This is a genomic window from Aeromonas schubertii (assembly GCF_000820105.1).
In the GTDB taxonomy this organism is placed as follows: domain Bacteria; phylum Pseudomonadota; class Gammaproteobacteria; order Enterobacterales; family Aeromonadaceae; genus Aeromonas; species Aeromonas schubertii.
The window spans coordinates 46,500-70,378 of sequence record NZ_CDDB01000072.1; the positions used below are offsets into that span (position 1 = coordinate 46,500).

Sequence of the window (23,879 nt, forward strand, 5' to 3'; positions counted from 1 at the left end):
CCACCGAAAGGTGGCTTTTTTGTGGCCGGGGATTGCGCCGGTGGGTCTCTTTTGTTACCACTGAAGGTTTCCGGCATCCTCCATGCCGGGCGCACACAAGGAGTCGTTATGCGCCTGCCCCCCTTTCCCCCGCTGGTCTGGATCCTGATCCTCGGCACCTTCATGGTGCGTACCAGCTTCTTCATGGTCTGGCCCTTCCTCTCCATCCTGCTCTACCGGGAGTACGCCCTGTCGGCCTCCGGCATCGGGGTCTTGTTGGGCGGCGCGGCCGTGCTCTCCTGCCTTATCGGCTTCTATGTGGGCTGGCTCTCCGACAAGTTCGGCCGGCGCACCATACTGCTGCTCGGTTGCGCCCTGTCGTGCGGCGCCTACCTGTTGCTTGGCTTTGGCCACTCCCTCTGGATCATCGCCATCGGGGTGTTTGGCTCGGGCCTCTCCTATGCCTTTATCGACACACCGGGCAAGGCGCTGATGGGGGATCTGCTGCCCGAGAAGGCGCAGCGCGAGTTGGCCCTGCACCTGCGCTACTTCCTGCTCAACGTGGGGGCAGGGGTGGGCCCTCTCGTTGGCGTCATGGTGGGGCTGGGGGCGCGCCAGGAGACCTTCGTGGTGACGGCGGTCAGTTATGCCCTGCTCGGTATCGGTTTTCTGCTCGGCTTTCGCCGCGACTGCGTCGGTCGACCGGATGCGGGCCTCACCCTGGGGGCCATGCTCAGGGTCGTGGGGCGGGATCGGGCCTTCCTGCTCTTTATCCTCGCCAACTTGCTGATGATGCTGGTCTATGCCCAGGTGGAGTCGCCGTTGATCCAGTATCTGACCCGCGCCGGTGCCCCGGAGGTGGAGACGCTGGTGGCCCTGCTGGTGGCCACCAATGCGCTCACCATCATCACATTGCAATTTCCCCTGCTGCATCTGACCCGGCGCTGGCGGGTGAGCCTGCGGCTGCAGTTTTCCATCTTGCTGATGGCATCGGCCCAGGTATTGTTCGCCCTGTCGAGTCCGGCCCTGTACTGGCCCTGGCTGGTGGCGGTTTTCTTGTTGAGCGTGGGGGAGGCGGTGTTGTTCCCGCTTTTCAACGTGCTGATCGATGAGATGGCGCCGGCTCACCTCAAGGGAAGCTACTTCGGGGCGAGTGCCCTGGCCGGGCTCGGCTGGGCGCTCTCACCCCTGGTGGGGGGATGGCTGTTGCAGGTATGGGGCGGCCCGGCCCTGTTTGCCGTGATGGCCGGCATCTGCGTGCTGGTGTTTGCCCTCTACGGGGCGGGCAGCCGGGAGGTGCGCCCATCGGCCGGGCCGGCCGGCTGCGAAGATTAGAAGGTGAGCACCTTGTCGGCGGCCAGGGTCCAGTCGGCCAGCTCACTCAGGGTGCCTATCTCGACCCCCTCGATGAGGGGCAAGGGGCTCAGGCCACGGCCGTCACAACAGGTCTTGCACAGGCGCACCGGTACCTGCTGGGCCAGCAGGATCTCCAGCATCTGGCGCAGGTTGTACCCCTCGGCCGGCGCCTGGCCGGGGAGGGCGGCAGTGACCGCATCGGACATCAGAAACAGCCTGAGGCTGACCCCCTCGCGCTCGGCCAGGGCGAGAGAGAGGCGCAGGGCGTTGAAGAGGGACTCGCTGCCATAGGGGGCGCCGTTGGCGATGATGACAATCTCTTGGCTCATAGTGGATTCCATCGGGTTAGAAAATGGCGATGCTAACACGTTACCGAGGCGGTAAAAGTGAGAAGGGTCAAGGGGATTGATCGCGTTGACTATGGCGACCCGCTCACAAAATCGGGACGGCTTGTCACCAAAATGTGGCTGAAATGAGTCTGGTTGTTATCATGGTGAAACCTGTTGCGAAAGGAGAGTCCGATGAAATCCGTAATCCCGTTTCTGTTGCTGGGGGCCATGGCGGCTCCTGCCTTTGCCGATGAGTGCTCCCTGACCGTCGAGGCGGACGACGCCATGAAGTTCAATACCGCCGCCATGACGGTGCCGGCCACCTGCCAGGAGGTGACGGTCACCCTCAAGCACGTGGGCAAGTTGCCGGTCACCGCCATGGGCCACAACTGGGTGCTGGCGGCCACTGCCGACATGCAGGCGGTCGCCACCGAGGGGATGAGCGCCGGGGCCGACAACAGCTACATCAAGCAAGACGATCCCCGCGTCATTGCCCATACCAAGCTGGTGGGCGGCGGTGAGAGCACCTCCATCACCTTCCCGACCAAGGATCTGGCCGGCAAGGATCTCAGCTTCTTCTGCTCCTTCCCCGGCCACTGGGCCATCATGAAGGGCAGCTTCAAGGTGGGCTAATCCCGCCGTAGTGAAGGGGCAGCAGACGCTGCCCCTTTTTATGTCTTAACCGCAGGGTTGCAGGGTGAAGAAGGCGAGCGTCGCCCGCTTCTGGCAGGTCAGCGCCAGCGCCGGCTCGCCGCTGATGCTCAGGGTGTCACCGCTTTGCAGCTCATGTCCGCCCGCCTCCAGAGTGCCATCGAGCAGGACCACCAGGTAGGTGTTGACCGGCTCCAGGGTCAGGCTCAGGGAGAAGGGGAGGTTGAGCACCCGGGCATTGGCCTTGATGCGTGCCGGGTCGTAGATGAGCCCGAGATCGGTCACCTCTTTTTTCAGCAGGGCGCAGTGGGTTGGCTCGCTCCCGTCGAAGTGGGCGATCTCGTAGGTGGCATAGGGGTGCCCGTTGAGCACGAAGCCGGCCCCCTTGATGGGGAGCAGGATGCGCGAGAAACCCGGGAAGGGGGAGAAGGGGCCATCCTCGCGGATCGGCGCCATACTCAGGCGATAGTCAAAGTCGAGGGCTGCCAGGCTGGCGCCGCCCGGGGAGACGAGGATCTCGGCGGTGGTGCCGCGGCCACTCTTCCACGGCATGGGGCGGTAGCGGGATTGGGGGATCAGGGTAAACACACTCTCTCCTGGCTGGAAGGGGAGGGGCAGAGATAGCACGAGGCGGACGCGATGGAAAGCCGGGGATGTGAGCCGGGCCCGGATTTGTCCCGTTGCCACCGCTACACTGGCGGTTTCGTCCCGGTTGGAGCCGTACCATGACCCACAAGATCATTCTGGATACCGATCCCGGCATCGACGATGCCATGGCCATCCTCTTTGCCGAGGCCCATCCGGGCGTCGAGCTGCTCGCCATCACCACCGTCTTTGGCAATGCCACCATCGAGGATGGCACTCGCAACACCCTCTGGCTCAAGGAAAAATACGCCATGAAGGCGGACGTGGCCAAAGGGGCTGACCGCCCGCTGCGGCGTCCACCGGTGGGGCCGACCACTATCGTCCATGGGGAACACGGCTTCGGGGATGTCGAGGCCGGCGCCGTACGGGGATGCCCCGACCCGCGCCCCGCCTGGCAATACATGGCTGATGCCGTCAAGGCGGCGCCGGGCGAGATCACCCTGGTGGCCATAGGGCCGCTCACCAACCTGGCGCTGGCCCTCGAGCATGCGCCCGAGATAACCGGCCTGGTCAGGCAGGTGGTGGTGATGGGGGGGGCGTTTGGCGTCAACGGCCATCGGGGCAACGTGACCCCCTATGCCGAGGCCAATATCCACGACGATCCCGAGGCCGCCGATCGGGTCTTCACCGCCGACTGGCCCCTGGTCATCATCGGCCTCGACGTGACCCAGCAGAGCGTCTTCAGCGGCGCCTACCTGGATGCCCTGCGCGATGACGCGGGCGAGCCGGGGCGTTTCATCTGGGATGTCAGCCGCTATTACCTGCGCTTTTATTCGTCGCGCATCGGCATGGACGGCTGCCACGTGCACGATCCGTCCGCCATCGCCTATGTCATCGACCCAGCCCTGTTTACCCTGCGCGACGGACCGGTTCGGGTGGTGACCGAGGGGCCTGCCATCGGCCACACCCTGCAGAAGTTTGACGGCCGGCGTCACCCGCACGACGAGTGGGCCGATTACCGGGCGCAGCGGGTCGGGGTGGCGGTGGATGACGGGGCCCTGCTGGCCCTCTATCGCCAGACCCTGATCGACTGGGGAAGGTCTCACCCCTGACGCTCTTGGGTGGCCTGTGGCGTCTATCGCTCGGGCCACCCTGTTTTCCCCTTATGTCTCTGCCGCCGCGGGTGCCTGAAAGGGTCGCCATTGAGACTTATTATTTCCTTCCCGATTCAATTTATCCTCTCTGTTTTTCCTCCTTTATTTCCTAATTTCCATATTAACTTGGTGTGTTAATGAAATGTTTATTTGTGGCGAGGTGGGAAATGCGCGCTGTCGTTATTTTATCCAATCCGAGATTGTTTATTGTGATTAATTTGTGACTCCATTGGGCCTTGTTGTTGGGTGTCGTCGGGAGGTGCTTTCTGAATGTTGAATGAAAATCCTTGAATGGCATCAATTTTCATATGGTTTTATCGGGCTTTTTTTCGCGTGATCGGACAGAAAACAGCCTTTCTGGGGTTTTGTTGTTCGAAATAATTAATCCTGTTGAGGCGATATATCAAGCGGCACGGTAGGTCGCTTGAATAAATTGAGGCGCCTTGTTGCGATTAATTTTTCGCGTTGTTAACGGGATGGGGCATTGCAATAGAATAATGCATTTTATCGATACCTTTACCCCTTTCGTATTAGAGGACGCAGTATGAGACCTTCTCGGCTGATAAGAGGGTGTGCAGCCTTGCTGGGAGTGCCATTGAGCCTGCTGCTCAGCGGTTGTGACATGGCCTTGATGAACCCCAAAGGGCAGATCGGTGTGGAGCAGAAATCCCTGATCCTGACCGCCCTGATGCTGATGCTCATCGTGGTGATTCCTGTCATCATCATGACCGTCGCCTTCGCCCGCAAGTATCGGGCCGCCAACACCGGGGCCACCTATGCCCCCAACTGGGCCCACTCCAATAAAATCGAAGCGGTCGTCTGGACCATTCCGGTCATCATCATCGTCATCCTGGCGACCATTACCTGGAAGACGGCTCACGAGCTGGATCCCTACAAGCCCCTCGACTCGGCGGTGAAACCGGTCAGGGTCGATGTGGTCTCTCTGGACTGGAAGTGGCTGTTCGTCTATCCGGATCTTGGCATCGCTACCGTCAACGAGCTGGCTTTCCCGGCCAACACCCCGGTCAACTTCCGCGTCACCTCGGGCACTGTGATGAACTCCTTCTTCATCCCGCAACTGGGTGGCCAGATCTACGCCATGGCCGGCATGCAGACCAAGCTGCACCTCATCGCCAACGAACCGGGCGAGTACAAGGGGATCTCCGGCAGCTACAGCGGCGCCGGCTTCTCGGGCATGAAGTTCAAGGCCATCGCCACCCCGGACCAGGCCGCCTTCGACGCCTGGGTCGCCAAGGTCAAGGGCTCGCCCAGGCAACTCACCACCATGGCCCAGTACGATGAACTCGCCAAGCCGACCCAGTACCATCCGGTGGAGTACTACTCCAGCGCCGATCCCCAACTGTTCGTCAACCTGATCAACAAGTTTATGGGCGACATGAAGCATGGTGAGCACGCCGCAATGAGTCATGAAGGCATGAATCACGACGGAGCCAAGGCCCCCATGAATCATGAAGGCATGCATCACGACGATGCCAAGGCCCCCATGAATCATGAAGGCATGAATCACGAAGGCATGGCGCACGACGCGCCCATGCACCATGAGGAGCAGGCTGGCCACAGCGGCCACCTGCCGGCCGACAAGACTGTGACAGCGGGTACTCACTGATGTTTGGAAAATTAACCCTCGACGCCATCCCGTTTCATGAGCCTATCATCATGGTCACCATCGCCTGCATCCTGCTGGGCGGTCTGGCCATCACCGGGCTCATCACCTACTACGGCAAGTGGCAATATCTGTGGAAAGAGTGGCTCACTTCGGTGGACCACAAGCGCCTCGGGATCATGTACCTCATCCTCGGCATGATCATGCTCATCCGCGGCTTCGCCGATGCGGTGATGATGCGCACCCAGCAGGTGATGGCCTCTGCCGGCGGCGACGGCATTCTGCCGCCACACCACTACGACCAGATCTTCACCGCCCACGGTGTCATCATGATCTTCTTCGTGGCCATGCCGCTGGTGATCGGTCTGATGAACATCGTCGTGCCGCTGCAGATCGGTGCCCGCGACGTGGCCTTCCCCTTCCTGAACAACCTGAGCTTCTGGTTCACCGCCGCCGCCGTGGTGCTGATCAACGTCTCCCTCGGGGTCGGTGAATTCGCCCAGACCGGCTGGCTGGCCTATCCGCCCCTGTCGGGACTGGAGTTCAGCCCCGGGGTCGGGGTCGATTACTGGATCTGGAGTCTGCAGATATCGGGTCTGGGCACCCTGCTGACCGGGGTGAACTTCTTCGCCACCATCATCAAGATGCGCGCCCCGGGCATGACCATGATGCGTCTGCCGGTCTTCACCTGGACCGCCCTGTGTGCCAACGTGCTGATCATCGCCTCCTTCCCGATCCTCACCGTCACCATCGCCCTGCTCACCGCAGACCGTTATCTGGGTACCCATTTCTTTACCAATGACATGGGTGGCAACATGATGATGTACATCAACCTGATCTGGGCCTGGGGTCACCCCGAGGTGTACATCTTGGTGCTGCCGGTGTTCGGTATCTTCTCCGAAGTGGTGGCCACCTTCTGCAAGAAGAAGCTGTTCGGTTACACCTCCCTGGTGTGGGCGACCGTCGCCATTACCGTGCTCTCCTTTATCGTGTGGCTGCACCACTTCTTCACCATGGGCTCCGGGGCCAACGTGAATGCCTTCTTCGGCATCACCACCATGATCATCTCCATCCCGACCGGGGTGAAGATCTTCAACTGGCTGTTCACCATGTACCGTGGTCGCATCGAGTTCACCTCGCCCATGCTCTGGACCGTCGGCTTCATCATCACCTTCTCCATCGGTGGCATGACCGGGGTGCTGCTCTCGGTGCCGGCCGCCAACTTCGTGCTGCACAACAGCCTGTTTTTGATAGCCCACTTCCACAACGTCATCATCGGTGGCGTGGTGTTCGGTTGCTTCGCCGGTATCACCTACTGGTTCCCCAAGGCGTTCGGCTTCAAGCTCAATGACACCTGGGGCAAGCGCTCCTTCTGGTTCTGGATCGTCGGCTTCTTCGTGGCCTTTATGCCCCTCTACGTGCTGGGCTTCATGGGCATGACCCGTCGCGTCAGCCAGCAGATTGACCCTGAGTTCCACCCCTGGCTGGTGGTGGCCGCCGTCGGCGCCGCCCTCATCGCCATCGGCGTGCTGTGCCAGGTGATCCAGCTCGTGGTCAGCATCCGCGACCGCGAGAAGAACCGCGACTGGACCGGCGACCCCTGGGGGGGCCGTACCCTGGAGTGGTCCACTTCCTCTCCGCCCCCCTTCTACAACTTCGCCATCGAGCCGAAGGTGAAGGGTCTGGATGCCTTCTGGGATGCCAAGGAAGACGGCAGCGCCTTCAGGCAGCCGGCCAGGTACGCACCGATCCACATGCCCAAGAACACCGGCGCCGGGGTCATCATCGCCGCCTTCAGCGTTCTCTTCGGCTTTGCCATGATCTGGCATATCTGGTGGATGGCGGGGCTGGGCTTCGTCGGCATGATCGCGACCTGGATTGCCCACAGCTTCAACGACGACGTGGACTACTACGTCCAGGTGGACGAGATCGAGCGCATCGAGGCGCACCATTTTGCCAACATCAACAAGGTGGCTTAACTCCATGGCGACTGACGTTTTACATCACACTCACGGTGCCCACGAGGATGGGCACCATGATGCCGGCGCCACCAAGGTGTTCGGTTTCTGGATCTACCTGATGAGTGACTGCATCCTGTTTGCATGCCTGTTTGCAACCTATGCAGTCCTGGTTAACGGTACCGCTGGCGGTCCGAGCGGCAAGGATCTCTTCGAGCTGCCCTTCGTGCTCGGCGAGACCATGTTGCTGTTGCTAAGCTCGATCACCTTCGGCTTCGCCATGCTGGCCATGAACAAGAACAAGGTGACGGTGGTCAATACCTGGCTGTTCATCACCTTCCTGTTCGGTGCCGGCTTTATCGCGATGGAGATCTACGAGTTCCATCACCTGATCGCCGAGGGCTTCGGTCCCGATCGCAGCGCCTTCCTCTCCGCCTTCTTTACCCTGGTCGGTACCCACGGTATCCACGTGACCAGCGGCCTTGTCTGGATCGTCGTCATGATGATCCTGGTGGCCAGGAAGGGGCTGACCGAGCGCAACCGTACTCGCCTGATGTGCCTGAGCCTGTTCTGGCACTTCCTCGATGTGGTGTGGATCTGCGTCTTCACCGTGGTCTACCTGATGGGGGCAATGTAAATGAGTCATTCTGTCGACAATCACGGCGCCAGCCACGGCTCTGCCAACTCCTACCTGATCGGCTTCGTGCTGTCGCTGATCCTCACCGGTATTCCGTTCTGGATGGTGATGGACGGGGGCTTCTCCCACCAGACCACCCTGCTGACCGTGGTGGGACTGGCGGTGGTGCAGATCTTCGTGCACCTGGTCTACTTCCTGCACATGAACACCTCGTCCGAGGAGCGCTGGAACCTGACCGCCCTGGTGTTTACGGTGATCATCATCGCCATCGTGGTCGTGGGATCCCTGTGGATCATGTACAACCTCAACATCAACATGATGGTTCACTGAGGCCGGTGATGATGAAGCAGTACCTGCAAGTGACCAAGCCGGGCATCATCTTCGGTAACCTCATCTCGGTTATCGGTGGCTTCCTGCTCGCCTCCAGAGGGAGCCTGGATCTGCCTCTCTTCCTCCTGACCATGGGGGGGGTCTCCCTGGTGGTCGCCTCCGGCTGTGTGTTCAACAACTACATCGATCGGGACATCGACCGCATCATGGAGCGGACCAAGAACCGGGTGCTGGTGCGGGGGTTGATCGCCCCCGGGGTCACCCTCTGGTACGCCACGGCGCTGGGCCTTGCGGGGATTGCACTGCTCTACTTCGCGGCCAATCCGTTGGCCGCCCTGTTGGCGGTGCTGGGCTTCATCGTCTATGTGGGGGTCTACAGCCTCTACATGAAGCGCCACTCGGTCTATGGCACCCTGGTCGGCAGCCTCTCCGGCGCCGCGCCGCCGGTCATCGGCTATTGCGCCGTGAGCGGCCAGTTCGACTCCGGGGCGCTTATCCTGCTGGCGATCTTCAGCCTGTGGCAGATGCCCCACTCCTATGCGATTGCCATCTTCCGTCTCAAGGATTACCAGGCGGCCAACATCCCTGTGCTGCCGGTGGTGAAGGGGATTGTCGTGGCCAAGCGCCATATCATCCTCTACATCCTGGCCTTTATGGTGCCGACCTTGATGTTGTTCTTGGGCGGCTACGCCGGCTACAAGTACCTTATCGTCGCCGGTGCCGTGAGTGTCTGGTGGCTGGGAATGGCCCTGTCGGGTTACAAGCCGGCGGTGGATGACTCCCTCTGGGCGCGCAAGTTGTTCCTCTTCTCGATCGTCACCATCACCTGTCTGAGTGTGATGATGTCGGTGGACTTCCAGCCCGAGGCGGCGCCTGTGCTGGTAAGCATGTTGCCCTGAGTGCATATGGCGTAGAATTCAGAGCCGGGACTTTCCCGGCTCTGCTGTCTCTGGGGTCCTCCCCCGGTCCATTTTCCGACGCGCCCGGCGCGTGAATTCCAAGCAAAGAGGCCGTTATGAACGATTTCACCATGACCCGCGGTGAGCGGCGCGCCACCTGGGCGCTCGGCACCGTCTTCTCCTTGCGCATGCTGGGCATGTTTATGGTGCTGCCGGTGCTGACCACCTATGGCATGACGCTGGCCGGCGCCTCCGAACCCCTCATCGGGCTGGCCATCGGCGTCTATGGCATGACCCAGGCTTTGTTGCAGATCCCCTTTGGCCTGCTCTCGGATCGCATCGGCAGAAAGCCCCTCATCGTCGGGGGCCTGCTGCTCTTCGCCGCCGGCAGCGTGCTGGCAGCGAGCGCTCACTCTATCTGGGGGGTTATCGCCGGGCGGGCCCTGCAGGGCAGCGGCGCCATCTCGGCCGCCGTCATGGCGCTCTTGTCGGATCTCACCCGCGAACAGAATCGCACCAAGGCGATGGCCTTTATCGGGGTGAGTTTTGGCCTCACCTTCGCCGTGGCCATGGTGACCGGCCCCCTCATCACCCGGGCGGTCGGGCTCAGTGGCCTGTTCTGGCTCATCGCGCTGCTGGCCCTGGCCGCCATCGTCATGGTGCTGTGGGTCGTGCCCACCCCGGCGGCGCACCTGCTCAACCGCGAATCCGCCATGGTGCGCGGCGGCTTTCGCACCGTGCTCACCAATGGGCGCCTGCTCAAGCTCAACGCCGGGATCCTCTGCGTGCATACCCTGCTGATGGCGAGCTTCGTGGCCCTGCCTCCGCTGCTGGTAGAGGCGGGGCTGGCGCGTGAAAACCAGTGGCAGGCCTACCTCGCGACCATGGCTATCGCCTTTGTCGGCGTGGTGCCCTTTATCATCTATGCCGAGAAGCGTCGTCAGATGAGGCGGGTATTTCAGGCCTGCGTGCTGGTGATGCTGGGGGCAGAGCTGGTGCTGTGGCAAAGCGGTCAGCAGCTGTGGGGGCTGCTCGCCGGCCTGCAACTCTTCTTCGTCGCCTTCAACCTGATGGAGGCCCTGTTGCCGTCGCTCATCAGCAAGGAGTCGCCCCCCGGCTACAAGGGGACCGCCATGGGGGTCTACTCCACCAGCCAGTTTATCGGGGTGGCGATGGGCGGCAGCCTGGGCGGTGCCCTCTATGGTCATGGCGGGGCGACCCTGGTGTTCGCCGGCTGCGCCGCCCTGGCGCTGGCCTGGTTCGCCCTGAGCCTGACCATGAGTGAGCCCCCCTATGTGAGCAGCCTGCGCATCGTGCTGCCCGAGGGAGTGAGCGCCAACCAGGCGCTGGAGCGACACATCCGCGCCTGCGAGGGGGTGAGCGATGTCTTGCTGGCCCCGGAGGAGCACTCCCTCTATGTGAAGGTCGACACCAAGCGGGTCAGCCGCAGCGATCTCGAACGGCTCGTCACCTTCTCGCCGCATCAATAAAAACGGGCCTCCATCGGGAGGCCCGTCTTCATGGTGCCACCCCCGCCCGGGGATGGCACCGTGCCGGGGAGGAGTGGTTCACCGCTGCCCGGTTTTCATGGCGACCAGCTCCTTGACCGCCCGCCATGCCTCGTCGATGGCGGCGTGCGCATAGGGGCTCCAGCCTGCGTCCGAGTTGGCGATGGCAACCTGGCCAACCGGTTGGCGGGCCTGCTCTATCCAGCGCTCGGACTGATCCTCGTCGTCAAACAGGGAGTTGCCCGCATAGGCGTAGCCGTGAGCCCAGCGGTTGACCGTGATGGCGAGAATGTCCTGCTCATGGTCGAAGCCGGCCTCTCCCAGCATGGCCTGAAGCTGCTCCCTGATCATCTGCTCGTGTTGCTCGAACGGCATGCCGAGCAGTTGGGCGCGCCCGATGCGGGCCTGCTCGCGGGCCGACAGGCCACTCCCCGCCTGGGTCGGCACATAGACCATATGCAGGCAGACCGGCTGATCCGGGCGCCTGGCATGCCCATAACCGCCGAGGTCGACCGGATAGTCGAGCTTGACCCGGCTATAGGGGGCCGCCGGGGAATAGATCTCGTGGACCCCCAGCTTGATGAAGGGGTGCCAGTGGCGGATCACCACCTTGCTGTAGACCAGGGGGGCCTTGACGTTCTGGCGCAGCGCCTCCTTTTGGGGCGCTGGCATCTCGGGCAGCAGATGGGGGATCATCATGTTGTAGCCTGCCATGATGGCCTGTCGGGCGCGCACCCGGTGCAGCTTATCCGCCTTGATATAGGTGATCTCCACCCCTTGGCCTGTGGGAGTGTGCACGTTTTTTGCCTGCAGGGCCGTACTGCCCAGGCGCAGCCGCACCGCCTGCTCGGGCCGGTCGAGCCGGTCGTAGTCAAACCTGGCCAGCACCAGATCCTGCATGGTGTGACCCGGGGCCACGCCCGGGATGAGGTGGCGCACCATCAGACGGGCCAGGCTGGCGTTGCCGTCCGGGAAGTGGAAGATGTAGGGGTCGTCGAGCTCGGCCTGGGCCTCGGGGTCGAGGGGGGAGAGATCCATGCCACCAAAGCCCGGCAGGGCACACAGGCGAGCATCGGAGCAGGAGGTGGCGTCGATGCCGATGGCCTGAAAGTCGTCGGTGCGCTGCTGAAAGTAAGCGATCGCACGCTCGCTCAGCCCCACCTTGTCGCGCAGGAAGGTGCTGTAGCTGTGACGCGCCAGCCACGCCTCCTTCTGCGTCCGGCTCATGCCGGGGAGGTAGTCGCGGCGCTCCTCATGCAGGGCCAACAGGGCCGCACGGTCGGCCTCATCGAGGGGGAAGTCGCCGATGAACTCGGCCAGTGGCCGGCCGTTGAGGCGATCGCGCGGTATCTCGTCGGCCACGCTGCGGCCCGGGTCGCCGGCCACCACCTTGTTGACCCCGAAGTGCTTCTGGTCGAAGAAGACCCCGCGGCTGAGGCCAAGATCCGGGTAGAAGGTCTGCCTGAACCCCTGGGCCAGCTCGTCGATATCGACGTTGAGATGCTTGAGCAACCCGAGCGCCACCTCGCTGTAGACGGAGCGGGGCGATTGCAGGGACTCGCTCCCCCCATAGCCGATGCGCAGGCCATCGGGGGTGATGAACTCGTTGCGCTTGGCGTGGCCGCCGAAGTCGTCATGGTTATCGAGCAGCAGGATCTTTTGCCCCTCCCCGAGTGCCTGGCGATAGAAGCAGGCGGCGGCCAGGCCGCTGATCCCGGCACCGACGATCACCAGATCGTACTCCTCCTCGACGGGGAGGTGAGCAAAATCGTACTGCTTACCCTCCCGGGTGATGCGGTGGGCCGTCTCGAAGGAGCCGGGATGATTGCCGCGCAGGCCGGTGAGAGCCGGGGGATAGGCCAGCGTCCGGTGGGCCAGGGTATTGCCGCCGCTGGCGGCGCTCAGCAGCTGAAGGGGGGCGACGCCAGATGCGATGGTGATGGCGACGCCGTTGAGAAAGTCTCGGCGTGTGATGCTCATGAGCACTCCAGTGGGAAGGGGCCGGGCCCCTGCGAACAGGGCGCAGAATCTAACCCCGGCGCCGTACCGAGTCCACTGCTTTGATTAACGACTTGTTGGCACTCTGTTTTGAGTTGGTTGTCACTTGTTGCGACTCTGGGGCCAGATGCCTCTGAGACCCCGTTCGGGTATGGACCCGAATGCTTCGCTGTGATAGGGTCCGTTCGCCGTTCAAGGCAATATAACCTATTGATACATATAAAAAACGGGATAAATAAATGAAATGGTATCTTTCTGTTCTTAAGCAGTACGCCGTCTTTCGCGGTCGGGCTCGTCGCAAAGAGTTCTGGATGTTTACGCTTATCAACCTCGTCGTCATCGCGGCGCTCTTCATGGTCATGGCCATGGTAGGGAGCCCCGAGGTGGCGGCCATGGTGACCTTCATCTACCCGCTGGCGGTCTGCCTGCCTGCCCTGGCCGTCAACGTGCGCCGCCTGCACGACGTGGACCGCAGCGGCTGGTGGCTGCTCATCTCCCTCATCCCCCTGGTCGGCCCCCTCGTCCTGCTCTATTTCCAGGTGAGTGCCGGTACTGCCGGTCCCAACCGCTTCGGTGACGATCCCAAGGCGACCACGTTGAGCCTGGAGTAATCCCCGTTCCGGATAGACAGAGCCCGCCACCTGGCGGGCTTTTGCATAAGGATCAGCGCTCGAGCAGGGGGGCCGAGCGGTAGCTCCACAGACCATAGGTGCGCAGGGCATCCCGGTAGATGCCGAGCAGTTCGCCCTGGCTCACGGTGGCGAGCTCGGAGAGCGGCTTGTCCGGGTAGCTCACGCTCACCACCTGGATATTGGCCGGGCCGCTCTGCTTGCTGGCGATCTCGAGCAGGGTCTGGCCCCGGCGCACATGGCTCGCCGAGCTGACCAGCACGGCGTAGCCGATGCGGTGGCGGGCCAGGGCATAGGCGCTGTAGAGGGCGTTTTCCACCGTGCTGGTGGCATAGTTCTCCTCGATAAGGCGGCTGCGGTCGATGCCACGCCCGGCCAGCCAGTCGGCCATCAGCTTGCCCTCGGTCTGACGGTTCTGGGGGACGCCGCCGGTGAGCACGATGAGCGCCTCGGGGTCGGCCTTGGCCAGGGCCAGGGTGGTCTCGAGGCGTCCCTTCAGGATCGCGTCCATGGAGCCGTCCGGATTGAGGGCATAGCCCAGGGTGACGATGGCGCGGCGTTTCTCCCGGGCGGCGGCGATCTGATCCCGGGTCAGCGCCGTCTGCAAGGGGGTGGTGCTGATGCGCTGCACCCGGGCGATGATCCCCTCGAGATCCGCCGCCCGGCCGCTGTTGAGGTTGGCAACCTGGGCGAGATAGCGGCGCGATGCCTCCTGGTCACCCTTTACCAGTTGCCAGATGGCCAGGTAGCTGTTGATGTCGAGATCGTCCGGCGCCGCGGCCCTGGCCTGCTCGAGCAAGCCGATGGCCCGCTCCAGCTGGCCATTGTAGATCTGGGCGTTGGCGGCAGAGATGAGCAAGTCGGTGCGGTAGGGCTCGAGCCGATAGGCGTCGAGCAGGCGATCGGTGATCAGCTCCATGTTGCTCGGCATCTTGGCGGTGAAGCCGGCGTGGGAGATCCGTGCCGGGGAGTGGAAGATCTGCAGCGCCTCGGTCAGCAACATCTCTACCGCCTGGCGCTTGCTCACCAGAGCGTTGAGGTCGCTCGCCTGTTGCAGGCTGGCCTCGGGGGCGGCTGACAGGGCTTGGCTCGGGACGGCGGCACTCGGGGCAGGCGCCCCGGCGGCGGGCAGCAGGGGTGAGGCGAGCAAGAGCCCCAGGGTCAGTGCCAGCAGGGTGGGTTTCATCTGCGTGTCTCCTTGTCGTAAACGGCCAGCCTACCAGTTTGAGACCCGAAAAACCGTGAGCGGTGCGTCAACCCAAATGGGGGGAGAGGGGGGATTGCCCCTGTGACAGGGGCGGGTATTTTGATTAAATTCCAGTTTTTCAATTGGTTATAAACCTATTCAGGAGCAGGTTAATGGCAGACAGGGCCGTCAGGGAGATGCCGTCGCATCCCGTTCTCTTTCACGGTACCGCAGAGGAGTTCTTCAAGATCTGGGTGGTGAATCTCCTGCTCAGCCTGGTGACCCTCGGTATCTACTCGGCCTGGGCCAAGGTGCGTACTCACCGCTACTTCTATGGCTGTACCGAGCTCGACGGGGATCGTTTCGAATACCTGGCCGAGCCACTGCGCATTCTCAAGGGCCGGATCATCGCCCTGCTCTACGTGGTGGTCACCGGCGCGCTCTACCACCTCTCCAATGCCACCGCCATCGCCGTCTGGGCGCTCACGGCACTCCTCACTCCCTTGCTCCTGCGCGCCAGCCTGCGGTTCAACTGTCGGGTGACCCGTTTTCGCGGCGTGCGCTTCGATTTTGTCGGCTCCCTGAAGGGGATCTATTGGGTCGCGCTGGGGCGTCCCCTGATGCTGGCCCTGCTCATCTTCCCGGCCTCGTCTGTGGTGCTCATGATGATAGAGCTCGAGTCTCTCGGGGCGACCATCCTGGGGTCGGCGGCGATTATCCTTGCCTACGGGGCCGGTCTTGCCTGGATGATGCGCGGCTCTGCGCTCTACTCCATCCGGGGATTGCGCTACGGGGAGCACGCCTTCGACGTCGACCTCTCCATGAGGGTCTATCTGCAGGTGATGGGGATCAGTGCCCTCATCTGGCTCGCCACACTGGGGGGCCTGCTGCTGGTCTATCTGCTGGGTTATGGCTATGCCGACCTCACGGATCTGGGTCTCCTCAAAGGGGGGGACGTGAAGAACAATCTCTTCGTCGGCGTCTTCATGGTGATCTATGTGGGGAGCCTGGTCGCGGGAGCCCTCTGCTGGCTTTATCAGCATGTGACGCTGCGCAACTACCTCTTCAACCAGGCCCGGCTCGGGGAGGGGATCGCCTTCAAGAGCGCCATGACCCTGCCGGGCTATGGCGCTCTGCTGGTGAGCAACACCCTGCTGTTGGTCTGCTCGGTGGGCATATTGCGTCCCTGGGTCATGGTCCGCACCGCCCGCTACCAGCTCGGCTGTACTCGGGTCGAGGGGGAGCTGGCGCTGCTGGCCCGTGATACAGGGGCGGTGGCCAACTCGCCCATCGGGGACGAGATGGTCGAGGCCCTGGATCTCGATCTGGGGCTGATCTGACCATGGAGATCCCGGGTCATCTGCTGCCCCCCGGTGAGTCTGTGCGCCATCCGGCCCGGTTACGGGTCGAGGGGGATGGCACCCTGCAGTTGGACTCGTTTGGTTATTGTTACCGGGGGCACCTCGATGAGGTGGTGGTCGGTGAGGCGCTGGGGAGCGTGCCGCGCACCCTGACCGACCCCCATGGCTGGTGCTTCGTGCCAAGGGACGGGGCCCTGATGGCCCGCCTGCTCGAGGCTCACCATGGCCGCGGCCGGTTGGCCCGCTGGGAGCAACGGGGCTCCCTGTTGGCCCTGGCGCTTGTCGTGGTGGTGCTGCTGGGTTTCAAGCTCCTGGCACTCCCCTCTGTCAGTGGTGCCCTGGTCCGGTTGCTGCCTCCCGCCCTGATGAGCGAGGTGGGGGAGCGGGGTTATCAGGCCCTGCTCAAGAGTCACCAGCTTCAGCCGAGCCGACTCCACAAGACGCAGCAGGCGCAGTTGCAGGCACGATTCGCGGCCTTGAGTGCCACCCTGGCCCTGCCAAGGCCAGCCCCGCGCCTGACGTTTCATCATATGAATGAGTCCATCGCCTTTATCCTGCCCGATGGTCGCCTGGTGATGAGCGATGCCATGGTCAAGCGGGTCGACAATGAGGCCGAGATGGAGGCTCTCTGGCTCCACGAGTTGGGCCATCATCACTACAGACACGGGATGACCCGGCTGGTGAGCGCCGGCCTCTGGGGGGTGATCGCCACCCTGGTGGTGGGGAACGTGAGCGGCGCCGCCGACTCGCTGGCCAGCCTCTCCTGGGTCTTGATGGATCTGGGCTACTCACGGGATCTGGAGCGTGCAGCCGACGGCTATGCCATTCGCCAGCTGGTGGCGCGCCATGGATCCAGTGAGGCTCTGGCGACGCTGCTCAGGCGGCTGGGTAAGGAGCAGGGAGCGCGCTGGCTCAGCACACACCCGAGCATGGCCGAGCGGATCGCGGCGGCCGGCGCCGCTCCCTAACGGCCACCCGGTAACCGGGCGATCGCCTCGCGCAGCAGCTCGGTGAGGGTGCGCAGCACCAGAGGAAGCTGACCGCCATAACCGTGCACGGCATAGACGGGGGTCATCCCCCCATGCCACTCGGGAAGCAGGTGGACCAGCTCCCCCCGGGCCAGATCGTCGGCCACCGAGGCCGCCGAGAGCAGGGCCAGTCCGGCTCCGGCCCGGGCACATCCCAGGGCGGCGGCGCTGGTGTTGACCCTCAGCTCACGTCCCGCCTGCAGCGGGGTCCGCTCCTCTCCCCGTTGCCAGTGACTCTGCCATGGCAGCCGTATCAGGGTGGCCCCCAGCAGATCCTCCGGCTGGCGGATGGGATGGCGCTGCAGATAGTCCGGTGCGGCGACCAGCAGGAAGGAGAGGGTGCCGAGGGGGAGGGCGTGATAACTGCTGTCGGGCAGGGCGCCAACCGAGAGGGCGAGGTCCAACTTGTGCTCGAGGGGATCGAGGCGCTCGTCGCTGAGCACCAGCTCGGGGGCAAGGCCCGGGTAGCGATGGCACAACTCGGCGATGGCCGCCGGCAGCAGCAGGGTAGCAAACAGGTGGGGGGCCGTGATGGCAAGCCGTCCGGCGGGCTCCTCACTGAGGGCTCCCAGCTCCAGCAGCGCCTGCTCCTGCTGCAGGGCCATGGCGGCGCAGCGGCGTGCAAACAGGGTGCCCGCCTCGGTCAGATGCAGGCGCCGGGTCGAGCGGTTGAGCAGTCGCACCCCGAGCAGAGACTCGAGCTGGCTTATGTAGGCGCTGATGGCCGACTTGGTGTGGCCAAGGTGCTCCGCCGCCGCCGTAAACGAGCCCAGGCGCACCACCTCGTGAAACACCATCATGCGATAGGGAAGTTGGCGTTGTTCACTCTGGCTGAACATTGTTTTCAATTTTGCGTCGATTATCCATGAAGAAAGTTTAAATAAGATGCGCTCTCCCATAAATCCCCATCAGGAGAGAGAAAATGAGTCGTTATCAGGAAGTCATGTCAGCCAGCCAGGCCTGGATCGCCCACTTCAACCGCGGCGACGCCCGGGCCTGCGCTGCCGCCTATACGGCCGAGGCGACCCTGGTGGCCGCCCCCTTCGGCCAGTTTGCCGGTCGTGAGGCGATCGCCCGCTTCTGGGAGGGGCTGGTGGCCATGGGCCTGGGTGAGCTGGTCTATCGGGACGTGCGTCTGCACTTTATCGACGACGACCACGCCCTGCTCTCGGCAAACTGGTCCATGAATCTGGCGGCCGGTGTCATCAGCAAGGAGCTCTGGGTGCGCGAGCAAGGCAGCTGGCGTCTGGCCGAGGATGATTTCACCGTGCTGGCCCGCTTCGATAAGGTGCCCGCCCATCGCCAGGCCCTGCTTATCGTCGACATGCAAAATGACTATCTGCCCGAGGGGCGCTTCCCTCTGGTGGGCATAGAAGAGGCCATGGGGCAAACCCGCCGCCTGTTGCAGCACTTTCGTCAGCAGCAGTGGCCGGTGATCCACATCCAGCATCTCTTCGCCGCCGGCCAGGCTCCCTTCTTCGAGGAGGGGAGCGAGGGGGCCGAGATCCATCCCTGGCTCACCCCGCAATCGGGTGAGGTGCGGGTGATCAAACGGGGGATCAACGCCCTGATCGGCACCGAGCTGGCCCAGACCCTGCTCACCCTGGGCATCGAGAAGCTGGTGGTGGCCGGTGCCATGGCTCATCTCTGCGTAGAGGGGGTGGTGCGCGCCCTGGCCGAGTCCGGTTACGCCTGTACCCTGGTGAGCGATGCCATCGCCGCCCCGGAACTGGTCGGGGTGTCGGCGACCCAGGTGTGTGCGGTGACGGCCCAGACCCTCGGCTTCGGTTTTGCCGAGGTGGTCGAGACGCAGCAACTGCTGGAGACGGTGCCGGGGTGAGGGGCGTGTTTCGCGCCATCCTGCCTCTGTAGCGGGTTAACGGGACGGGGACGAAAATATTTCGTCCCCGTCAATCGTTTTACCGCTTTTTATGTGATGAGGATCACTGTACCATCGCCGCCCGGCCTGCCAGAGCCGTGACCCGCCCTCACTGTCGGTCCGCTTTGGCGCCACCCGATACATGCCGTCACCCGGATGTGAATGACCCCAGGATGGGACCCGCCACTGAACCGCAGGTTTGGTGGTTCATGTGTCGCAGTGGGTCGGATCCTGTGCGATGACTCCCCTCCTGCGACCTTTGCTCCACCACCCCTGCACCGCAACGCTTTGCTTCATAGGTGCAAGATGACTGTATTGTTGAGTCTGGTGGGCATGCTGGCCCTGATGTTTATCGCCTGGCTGGCCAGTGAAAACCGTCGTGCTATCCGTTGGCGCACCGTGCTGGGGGCCCTCGCCCTGCAGACCGGCTTTGCCGCCCTGGTGCTCTATTTCCCCCCCGGTCAGGTGCTGCTCGGCGCCATGAGCCATGGCGTCTCCGCCCTGCTCGGCTTCGCCGACAGCGGCATTCGCTTCGTGTTTGGCGATCTGGCCACCGGCGGCTTTATCTTCGCCGTGCGGGTGCTGCCGCTGGTCATCTTCATCAGCGCGCTCATCGCCGTGCTCTATCACTTCGGCATCATGCAGTGGGTGATCCGGGTGCTGGGGGGCGGCATTCACCGCCTGCTCGGCACCAGCCGCGCCGAGTCCCTGGTGGCCACCGGCAACATCTTCCTCTCCCAGGGTGAGTCCCCCCTGCTCATTCGCCCCTTCCTCGCCAGCATGACCCGCTCCGAGCTGTTTGCCGTGATGACCTGCGGCATGGCCTCGGTGGCCGGCTCGGTGCTGGGCGGCTACGCCGGTCTGGGGGTGGAGCTCAAATACCTCATCGCCGCCTCCTTCATGGCCGCGCCCGGTGGGCTCTTGATGGCCAAGCTCCTGGTGCCCGAGCAGCAGCAGGTGAGCGAGCAGGTGGCCATCACCCTCGACAAGAGCGAGTACAGCAACGCCATCGACGCCCTGGCGGGCGGCGCCCTGAGCGGCATGAAGATCGCCGTGGCCATCGGCACCATCCTGCTCGCCTTCGTCAGCGCCATCACCATGATCAACGCCGGCCTCACCACGGTGGGTGAGTGGTTTGGCTGGAGCAATCTCTCGTTGCAGCAGCTGCTGGGCTATCTGTTTGCCCCCGTGGCCTGGCTCATCGGCGTACCCAAGAGCGAGATGATGGCGGCCGGCTCGCTCATCGGTCAGAAGGTGATCATGAACGAGTTCGTCGCCTATCTGGACTTTGCCAACATCAAGCAGGAGCTCAGCGCCCACACCCAGATCATCGTCACCTTCGCCCTGTGCGGCTTTGCCAACCTGGGGTCGATTGCGGTGCAGCTTGGCTCCATCGGCACCATGGCCCCGGAGCGTCGTCACGACGTGGCGAGCCTGGGCCTGCGTGCCGTGCTGGCCGCCACCCTGGCCAACCTGATGAGTGCCACCCTGGCGGGGCTCTTCGCCACCCTGGGCTAATGCCCTGAAAAAATGAAGCCCCGTCTCGCCGCAAGCGGGACGGGGCTTTTTTGCAACTAGCCGAGGCGGCTTCACACTCCCCACACAGTCGGGGGTTAGGGTGGCGCCACAATTCAAGGAGAACCCGATGTCACCTGCCACCTCCATGTCACGCCCGCGGCTGCTTGCCGTCTTTATCCTCACCGCTCTGGCGGTCGTGCTGATCGCCCTCTACGCCAGGGGGCCCTTCTGGCGCGGCTTTCTTGGCGATGTGACCATAGTGCTGGTGCTCTTTAGTGGCGCCGGGCTTATGGTGCGCCGCGAGCCGCGCCGACTGGCCCTCTGGGTGCTGGGTTTTTGCTTCGTGGTGGAGGGGGCCCAGGGGCTGCATCTGGTGGACCGGCTCGGGATCCAGGCTCACTGGCTCAGGGTCGCCATCGGCAACCACTTCGATCCCCTCGATCTGCTGGCCTACACCCTGGGGGCGGCCCTGGCCGCCCTGTTCGGCAGCCACGCCTTGCGTCGCCCTGACGGGCCGGGGCAGCCCGAGGGGCCCGGGATCACTTGGCCAGGTAAGGGTCAAACTCCGGGGTGTGGCGAGACGCAAAGCCCTGAGGCGTCTTGATTACCAGAAACGCGGCCAGCCGGTGGTCCCTGGCATAGGCCATGGCCTTCTCTGGCCCCATCACCATCAGGGCCGTGTCGTAGGCATCGGCCTCGAGGGCGCTGGGCAGGATAACGGTGGCCGAGACCAGCTTGTGGCGGATGGGGTGGCCGGTCACCGGATCTATGATGTGGGAGTAACGCACCCCGTCGCGCTCGTAGTAGTTGCGATAGCTGCCCGCGGTGCTGACCGCCATCCCCTTGGGGGTGACCACGGCCTGGAAGGCACCCGGTTGATCGGAAGGGTCGACGATGGCGACCCGCCACGGCTTGCCCTTGGGGTTGTGGCCCCGGCTTCGCACCGCGCCGGCGATCTCTATCAGATAGTTGTGCACCCCGGCCTGCTCGAGCAGCTCGGCGATGGCATCAGAGCCCGCCCCCTCGCCCAGGGTCGAGAGATCCAGATAGAGATCGGGCCGACGCTTGGCCAGCAGGGGCTGGCCGTCACTGCCACGGCTTTGCTCCAGCTTGTCGATGCCCACCCGCTCCCGGGCGGCGGCGATCGCCTGCTCGTCGGGCGTCTTGTTGGGGCGCTTGTCCGGGCCAAAGCCCCACAGGTTGACCAGGGGGCCCACGGTCACATCCAGCTGACCCCGGGTGCGCTCTCCCGCCTCGATTCCCTGCGCCACTATCTTGGCCATCCGCTCGGGGATGGGGTGGGGCCGGGTATCTTGGGCGCGGTTGAAGCGGGAGATGACCGAGTCGGGGTCGTAGGTGGAGATCTCCCGGTTTATCTCAAGCAGCAGGGCGTCGACCCGGCGCTGCAGGGCGCGCTCTCCGCCCGGGAAGGGATCGGCCAGGGTGACTGCATAGAAGGTGCCCATGGTGCGTCCCTCGATACGGGTCATCTCGGGCTTGGGCTGGCAGGCCTGCAGCAGGATCAGGGGCAGGATCAGTAACAGGGTGCGAAACATGATGATCTCGGATACGCAAGGGACGACAGGGTAAACCGGGATGCGGGGGAAGTGGGAGAGGAGGAATTAATCCCCCTTGGGTTAGATTGGCGTGTCAGGGAAGGGCGATGCCGGCGATGGCCCGGCGTGACCACGCTGCAGCAGGTCCCAGCGGTTGCCATAGAGATCCTCAAACACCACTACGGTGCCATACTCCTCCACGCGCGGCGTCTCGCAAAAGTGCACGCCTCGCGCCTTCATCGCCTCGTAATCTCGCCAAAAATCATTGGTCTGCAAGAAGAGAAAGACCCGGCCACCGCTCTGGTTGCCGACACACTGCCGCTGCTTGGGGCCACTGGCCCTGGCCAGCAGCAGGTGCGTGCCGTTCGAGTTGGGGGGCGAGACCAGCACCCAGCGTTTCCCGCCGCCCAGATCGCTATCCTCAATCAGGGTGAAGCCGAGTTGCCGGGTATAGAAGGCGATGGCCTCATCGTAGTCATCCACCACCAGGGCGATGCACCCTATCTGCTGTTGTATCTCTGTTGTCATATGCCACTCACTCAGGAAACGCCCTATCTTACCCTCAGTTGCTTGAGCAGGGTGCGAATGAGCTGCCCCAGGTGCACCGGAATGATCACAAACAGGGCCATCCCCTGGTTAAAGCCGGGATTGAGGGTGCGGTAGTACTGGATGTCGGGCTTGTCGCTGGCGGCCAGGGAGGCGAGCTCTTCCTGGGTGTAGTGGCTGGCGCGCCCGACCCGCACCAGACAGCGCAGCCCGGTCGTCTCGCTTATCTCCCCCCCGGGGTTGAAGCGCTCGAAGAGCTCGCGCGAGCCGCTGTGCTCGGGGTGCGGCCAGATGATGCCGGTGCGTCTGGCCATGGCGCGGTACATGGCCGGGCTTAGCATGGTATCGGCGTAGTAGATCCGGCGCCAGGGACGGCGCAGCCATCCCTTGACGCTCTCCCACAGGGAGAAGGCGAAGGTATTGCCCCCGTTGCGATAGGCCGGCAGGAAGCCCGCCGAGGCGCGGATCACCGTCACCTCCTCCTCGTCGCTGAAGGTGAGCAGGCAATAACCCACCAGATCCGGCCCGTCGAAGTAGAGACGCAGCTTGCGCTCGAAGGCATCCGGGCCATCGAAATACTTCTGCAAGTAGGCCTCGGGTGCCACGCCGCTAAAGCTGGCCGTGATGATCCGGCTTACCCCCTCGCGCTGCGCCTGGGATAACCAGCGCCGGGTTTGGGTCAGATCCTGTGTCGATAGGGTCATGGGATATGCCTCGTTGTGGTTGGGGGCTCCCCCCGGGGGAGGCGCTTGGTCAAGCTTCTGGCCTGTGGCGAGCGGCTTGATGCGGCTATGCCGCATAGGGGTTTCGCCCGCCCATTTGGAGGCGCTCAGCCAAGCTCCTTGCCTGTGGCGAGCGGCTTGATGCGGCTATGCCGCATAGGGTTTTTGCCCGCCCTTCTGGAGGAGCTCAGCCAAGCTCCTTGCCTATGGCAAGCCCTTTGATGCGGCTGCGCCGCATGGGGATTTCGCCCGCCCATTTGGAGGAGCTCAGCCAAGCTCCTTGCCTATGGCAAGCCCTTTGATGCGGCTGCGCCGCATGGGACGCGAGGAGTTCCTCCTCGAAGGGGTTTCGCCTGCCCTTCGGGCTGTGGCGAGTGACTTTTCTTTGCGTGGCCAAAGAAAAGTCACCAAAAGAAAGGCCAACCCCGCCGATTCGCTCTCCTTCG

At 63.5% G+C, this 23,879-nt stretch carries 24 protein-coding genes; 15 read left to right on the plus strand and 9 right to left on the minus strand.

Going from position 1 to position 23,879, the window contains the following annotated elements:
• Window positions 1-108 precede the first annotated feature (108 nt).
• Window positions 109-1,314: an MDR family MFS transporter gene (locus BN1133_RS14785; protein WP_050667258.1), complete on the plus strand. Its 1,206-nt coding sequence runs from the start codon at window positions 109-111 to the stop codon at window positions 1,312-1,314.
• Here the strand turns inward: BN1133_RS14785 and BN1133_RS14790 are convergent.
• Window positions 1,311-1,664 carry a DsrE/DsrF/TusD sulfur relay family protein gene (locus BN1133_RS14790; protein ID WP_050667259.1) on the minus strand — a complete coding sequence of 118 codons (354 nt, stop codon included), beginning with the start codon at window positions 1,662-1,664 and terminating at the stop codon, window positions 1,311-1,313. The two genes, BN1133_RS14785 and BN1133_RS14790, sit on opposite strands and share 4 nt — an antisense overlap.
• Before the next feature lie 192 nt (window positions 1,665-1,856).
• Between BN1133_RS14790 and azu the strand changes: the two genes are divergently transcribed.
• Complete coding sequence (azu, locus tag BN1133_RS14795; RefSeq protein WP_050667260.1) at window positions 1,857-2,297, plus strand: azurin; 441 nt, start codon at window positions 1,857-1,859, stop codon at window positions 2,295-2,297.
• A 45-nt stretch (window positions 2,298-2,342) separates the two neighbouring features.
• Here the strand turns inward: azu and BN1133_RS14800 are convergent, their stop codons facing one another.
• Window positions 2,343-2,903 carry a HutD family protein gene (locus tag BN1133_RS14800; protein WP_050667261.1) on the minus strand — a complete coding sequence of 187 codons (561 nt, stop codon included), beginning with the start codon at window positions 2,901-2,903 and terminating at the stop codon, window positions 2,343-2,345.
• Window positions 2,904-3,040: 137 nt separating this feature from the next.
• Between BN1133_RS14800 and BN1133_RS14805 the strand changes: the two genes are divergently transcribed.
• From BN1133_RS14805 to BN1133_RS14835, 7 genes are all read left to right on the plus strand, one after another.
• Window positions 3,041-4,012, plus strand: a complete 972-nt coding sequence (locus BN1133_RS14805) for a nucleoside hydrolase (protein WP_050667262.1) — start codon at window positions 3,041-3,043, stop codon at window positions 4,010-4,012.
• A gap of 631 nt (window positions 4,013-4,643) precedes the next feature.
• Complete coding sequence (gene cyoA / locus BN1133_RS14810) at window positions 4,644-5,681, plus strand: cytochrome o ubiquinol oxidase subunit II (RefSeq protein WP_330218682.1); 1,038 nt, start codon at window positions 4,644-4,646, stop codon at window positions 5,679-5,681.
• A complete protein-coding gene (cyoB, locus tag BN1133_RS14815) occupies window positions 5,681-7,657 on the plus strand; it encodes a cytochrome o ubiquinol oxidase subunit I (protein WP_050667264.1) in 1,977 nt (658 codons plus the stop codon). Before cyoA ends, cyoB begins: the two co-directional genes overlap by 1 nt.
• A gap of 4 nt (window positions 7,658-7,661) precedes the next feature.
• Entirely contained in the window at window positions 7,662-8,273 is a 612-nt protein-coding gene (locus BN1133_RS14820) for a cytochrome o ubiquinol oxidase subunit III (protein WP_050667265.1), read from the plus strand.
• Entirely contained in the window at window positions 8,274-8,603 is a 330-nt protein-coding gene (locus BN1133_RS14825) for a cytochrome o ubiquinol oxidase subunit IV (RefSeq protein WP_050667266.1), read from the plus strand. It begins immediately after the preceding gene.
• Between the two features lie 5 nt (window positions 8,604-8,608).
• Window positions 8,609-9,502, plus strand: coding sequence for a heme o synthase (gene cyoE, locus BN1133_RS14830; protein ID WP_050667267.1), 894 nt, complete (start codon window positions 8,609-8,611; stop codon window positions 9,500-9,502).
• Between the two features lie 116 nt (window positions 9,503-9,618).
• The gene (locus BN1133_RS14835) at window positions 9,619-10,992 is read left to right on the plus strand and encodes an MFS transporter (protein ID WP_050667268.1); all 1,374 of its coding nucleotides are present in this window, start codon (window positions 9,619-9,621) and stop codon (window positions 10,990-10,992) included.
• 78 nt (window positions 10,993-11,070) lie between these two features.
• On the opposite strand, the gene BN1133_RS14840 is transcribed toward BN1133_RS14835, so the two are convergent.
• Window positions 11,071-12,990: an NAD(P)-binding protein gene (locus BN1133_RS14840; protein WP_050667269.1), complete on the minus strand. Its 1,920-nt coding sequence runs from the start codon at window positions 12,988-12,990 to the stop codon at window positions 11,071-11,073.
• 257 nt (window positions 12,991-13,247) lie between these two features.
• Here BN1133_RS14840 and BN1133_RS14845 point away from each other — a divergent pair, with 257 nt between their 5' ends.
• The gene (locus tag BN1133_RS14845; protein WP_050667270.1) at window positions 13,248-13,619 is read left to right on the plus strand and encodes a DUF805 domain-containing protein; all 372 of its coding nucleotides are present in this window, start codon (window positions 13,248-13,250) and stop codon (window positions 13,617-13,619) included.
• A 52-nt stretch (window positions 13,620-13,671) separates the two neighbouring features.
• On the opposite strand, the gene BN1133_RS14850 is transcribed toward BN1133_RS14845, so the two are convergent.
• Window positions 13,672-14,823: a YdcF family protein gene (locus tag BN1133_RS14850; RefSeq protein WP_050667271.1), complete on the minus strand. Its 1,152-nt coding sequence runs from the start codon at window positions 14,821-14,823 to the stop codon at window positions 13,672-13,674.
• 173 nt (window positions 14,824-14,996) lie between these two features.
• Here BN1133_RS14850 and BN1133_RS14855 point away from each other — a divergent pair, with 173 nt between their 5' ends.
• Window positions 14,997-16,163: a YjgN family protein gene (locus BN1133_RS14855; protein ID WP_050667272.1), complete on the plus strand. Its 1,167-nt coding sequence runs from the start codon at window positions 14,997-14,999 to the stop codon at window positions 16,161-16,163.
• A gap of 2 nt (window positions 16,164-16,165) precedes the next feature.
• Entirely contained in the window at window positions 16,166-17,152 is a 987-nt protein-coding gene (locus BN1133_RS14860; protein WP_050667273.1) for a M48 family metallopeptidase, read from the plus strand.
• On the opposite strand, the gene BN1133_RS14865 is transcribed toward BN1133_RS14860, so the two are convergent.
• Window positions 17,149-18,051: a LysR family transcriptional regulator gene (locus BN1133_RS14865; RefSeq protein WP_050667274.1), complete on the minus strand. Its 903-nt coding sequence runs from the start codon at window positions 18,049-18,051 to the stop codon at window positions 17,149-17,151. The genes BN1133_RS14860 and BN1133_RS14865 overlap by 4 nt on opposite strands.
• Before the next feature lie 83 nt (window positions 18,052-18,134).
• Here BN1133_RS14865 and BN1133_RS14870 point away from each other — a divergent pair, with 83 nt between their 5' ends.
• The 3 genes from BN1133_RS14870 to BN1133_RS14880 all read left to right on the plus strand — a co-directional run bounded on the left by BN1133_RS14870 (window position 18,135) and on the right by BN1133_RS14880 (window position 21,213).
• The gene (locus BN1133_RS14870; RefSeq protein ID WP_050667275.1) at window positions 18,135-19,052 is read left to right on the plus strand and encodes an isochorismatase family protein; all 918 of its coding nucleotides are present in this window, start codon (window positions 18,135-18,137) and stop codon (window positions 19,050-19,052) included.
• A gap of 345 nt (window positions 19,053-19,397) precedes the next feature.
• Window positions 19,398-20,609 carry a NupC/NupG family nucleoside CNT transporter gene (locus tag BN1133_RS14875; RefSeq protein WP_050667276.1) on the plus strand — a complete coding sequence of 404 codons (1,212 nt, stop codon included), beginning with the start codon at window positions 19,398-19,400 and terminating at the stop codon, window positions 20,607-20,609.
• Between the two features lie 127 nt (window positions 20,610-20,736).
• Entirely contained in the window at window positions 20,737-21,213 is a 477-nt protein-coding gene (locus tag BN1133_RS14880; protein WP_050667277.1) for a ribosomal maturation YjgA family protein, read from the plus strand.
• Here the strand turns inward: BN1133_RS14880 and BN1133_RS14885 are convergent.
• From BN1133_RS14885 to BN1133_RS20485, 4 genes are all read right to left on the minus strand, one after another.
• Window positions 21,149-22,165, minus strand: coding sequence for an FAD:protein FMN transferase (locus BN1133_RS14885; RefSeq protein WP_050667278.1), 1,017 nt, complete (start codon window positions 22,163-22,165; stop codon window positions 21,149-21,151). The genes BN1133_RS14880 and BN1133_RS14885 overlap by 65 nt on opposite strands.
• An 81-nt stretch (window positions 22,166-22,246) precedes the next feature.
• Complete coding sequence (locus BN1133_RS14890) at window positions 22,247-22,693, minus strand: VOC family protein (protein WP_050667279.1); 447 nt, start codon at window positions 22,691-22,693, stop codon at window positions 22,247-22,249.
• 23 nt (window positions 22,694-22,716) lie between these two features.
• Window positions 22,717-23,415: a hypothetical protein gene (locus BN1133_RS14895; protein ID WP_050667280.1), complete on the minus strand. Its 699-nt coding sequence runs from the start codon at window positions 23,413-23,415 to the stop codon at window positions 22,717-22,719.
• A 205-nt stretch (window positions 23,416-23,620) separates the two neighbouring features.
• On the minus strand, window positions 23,621-23,879 hold a 259-nt coding region (locus BN1133_RS20485; RefSeq protein ID WP_231686280.1), incomplete at its 5' end, for a hypothetical protein.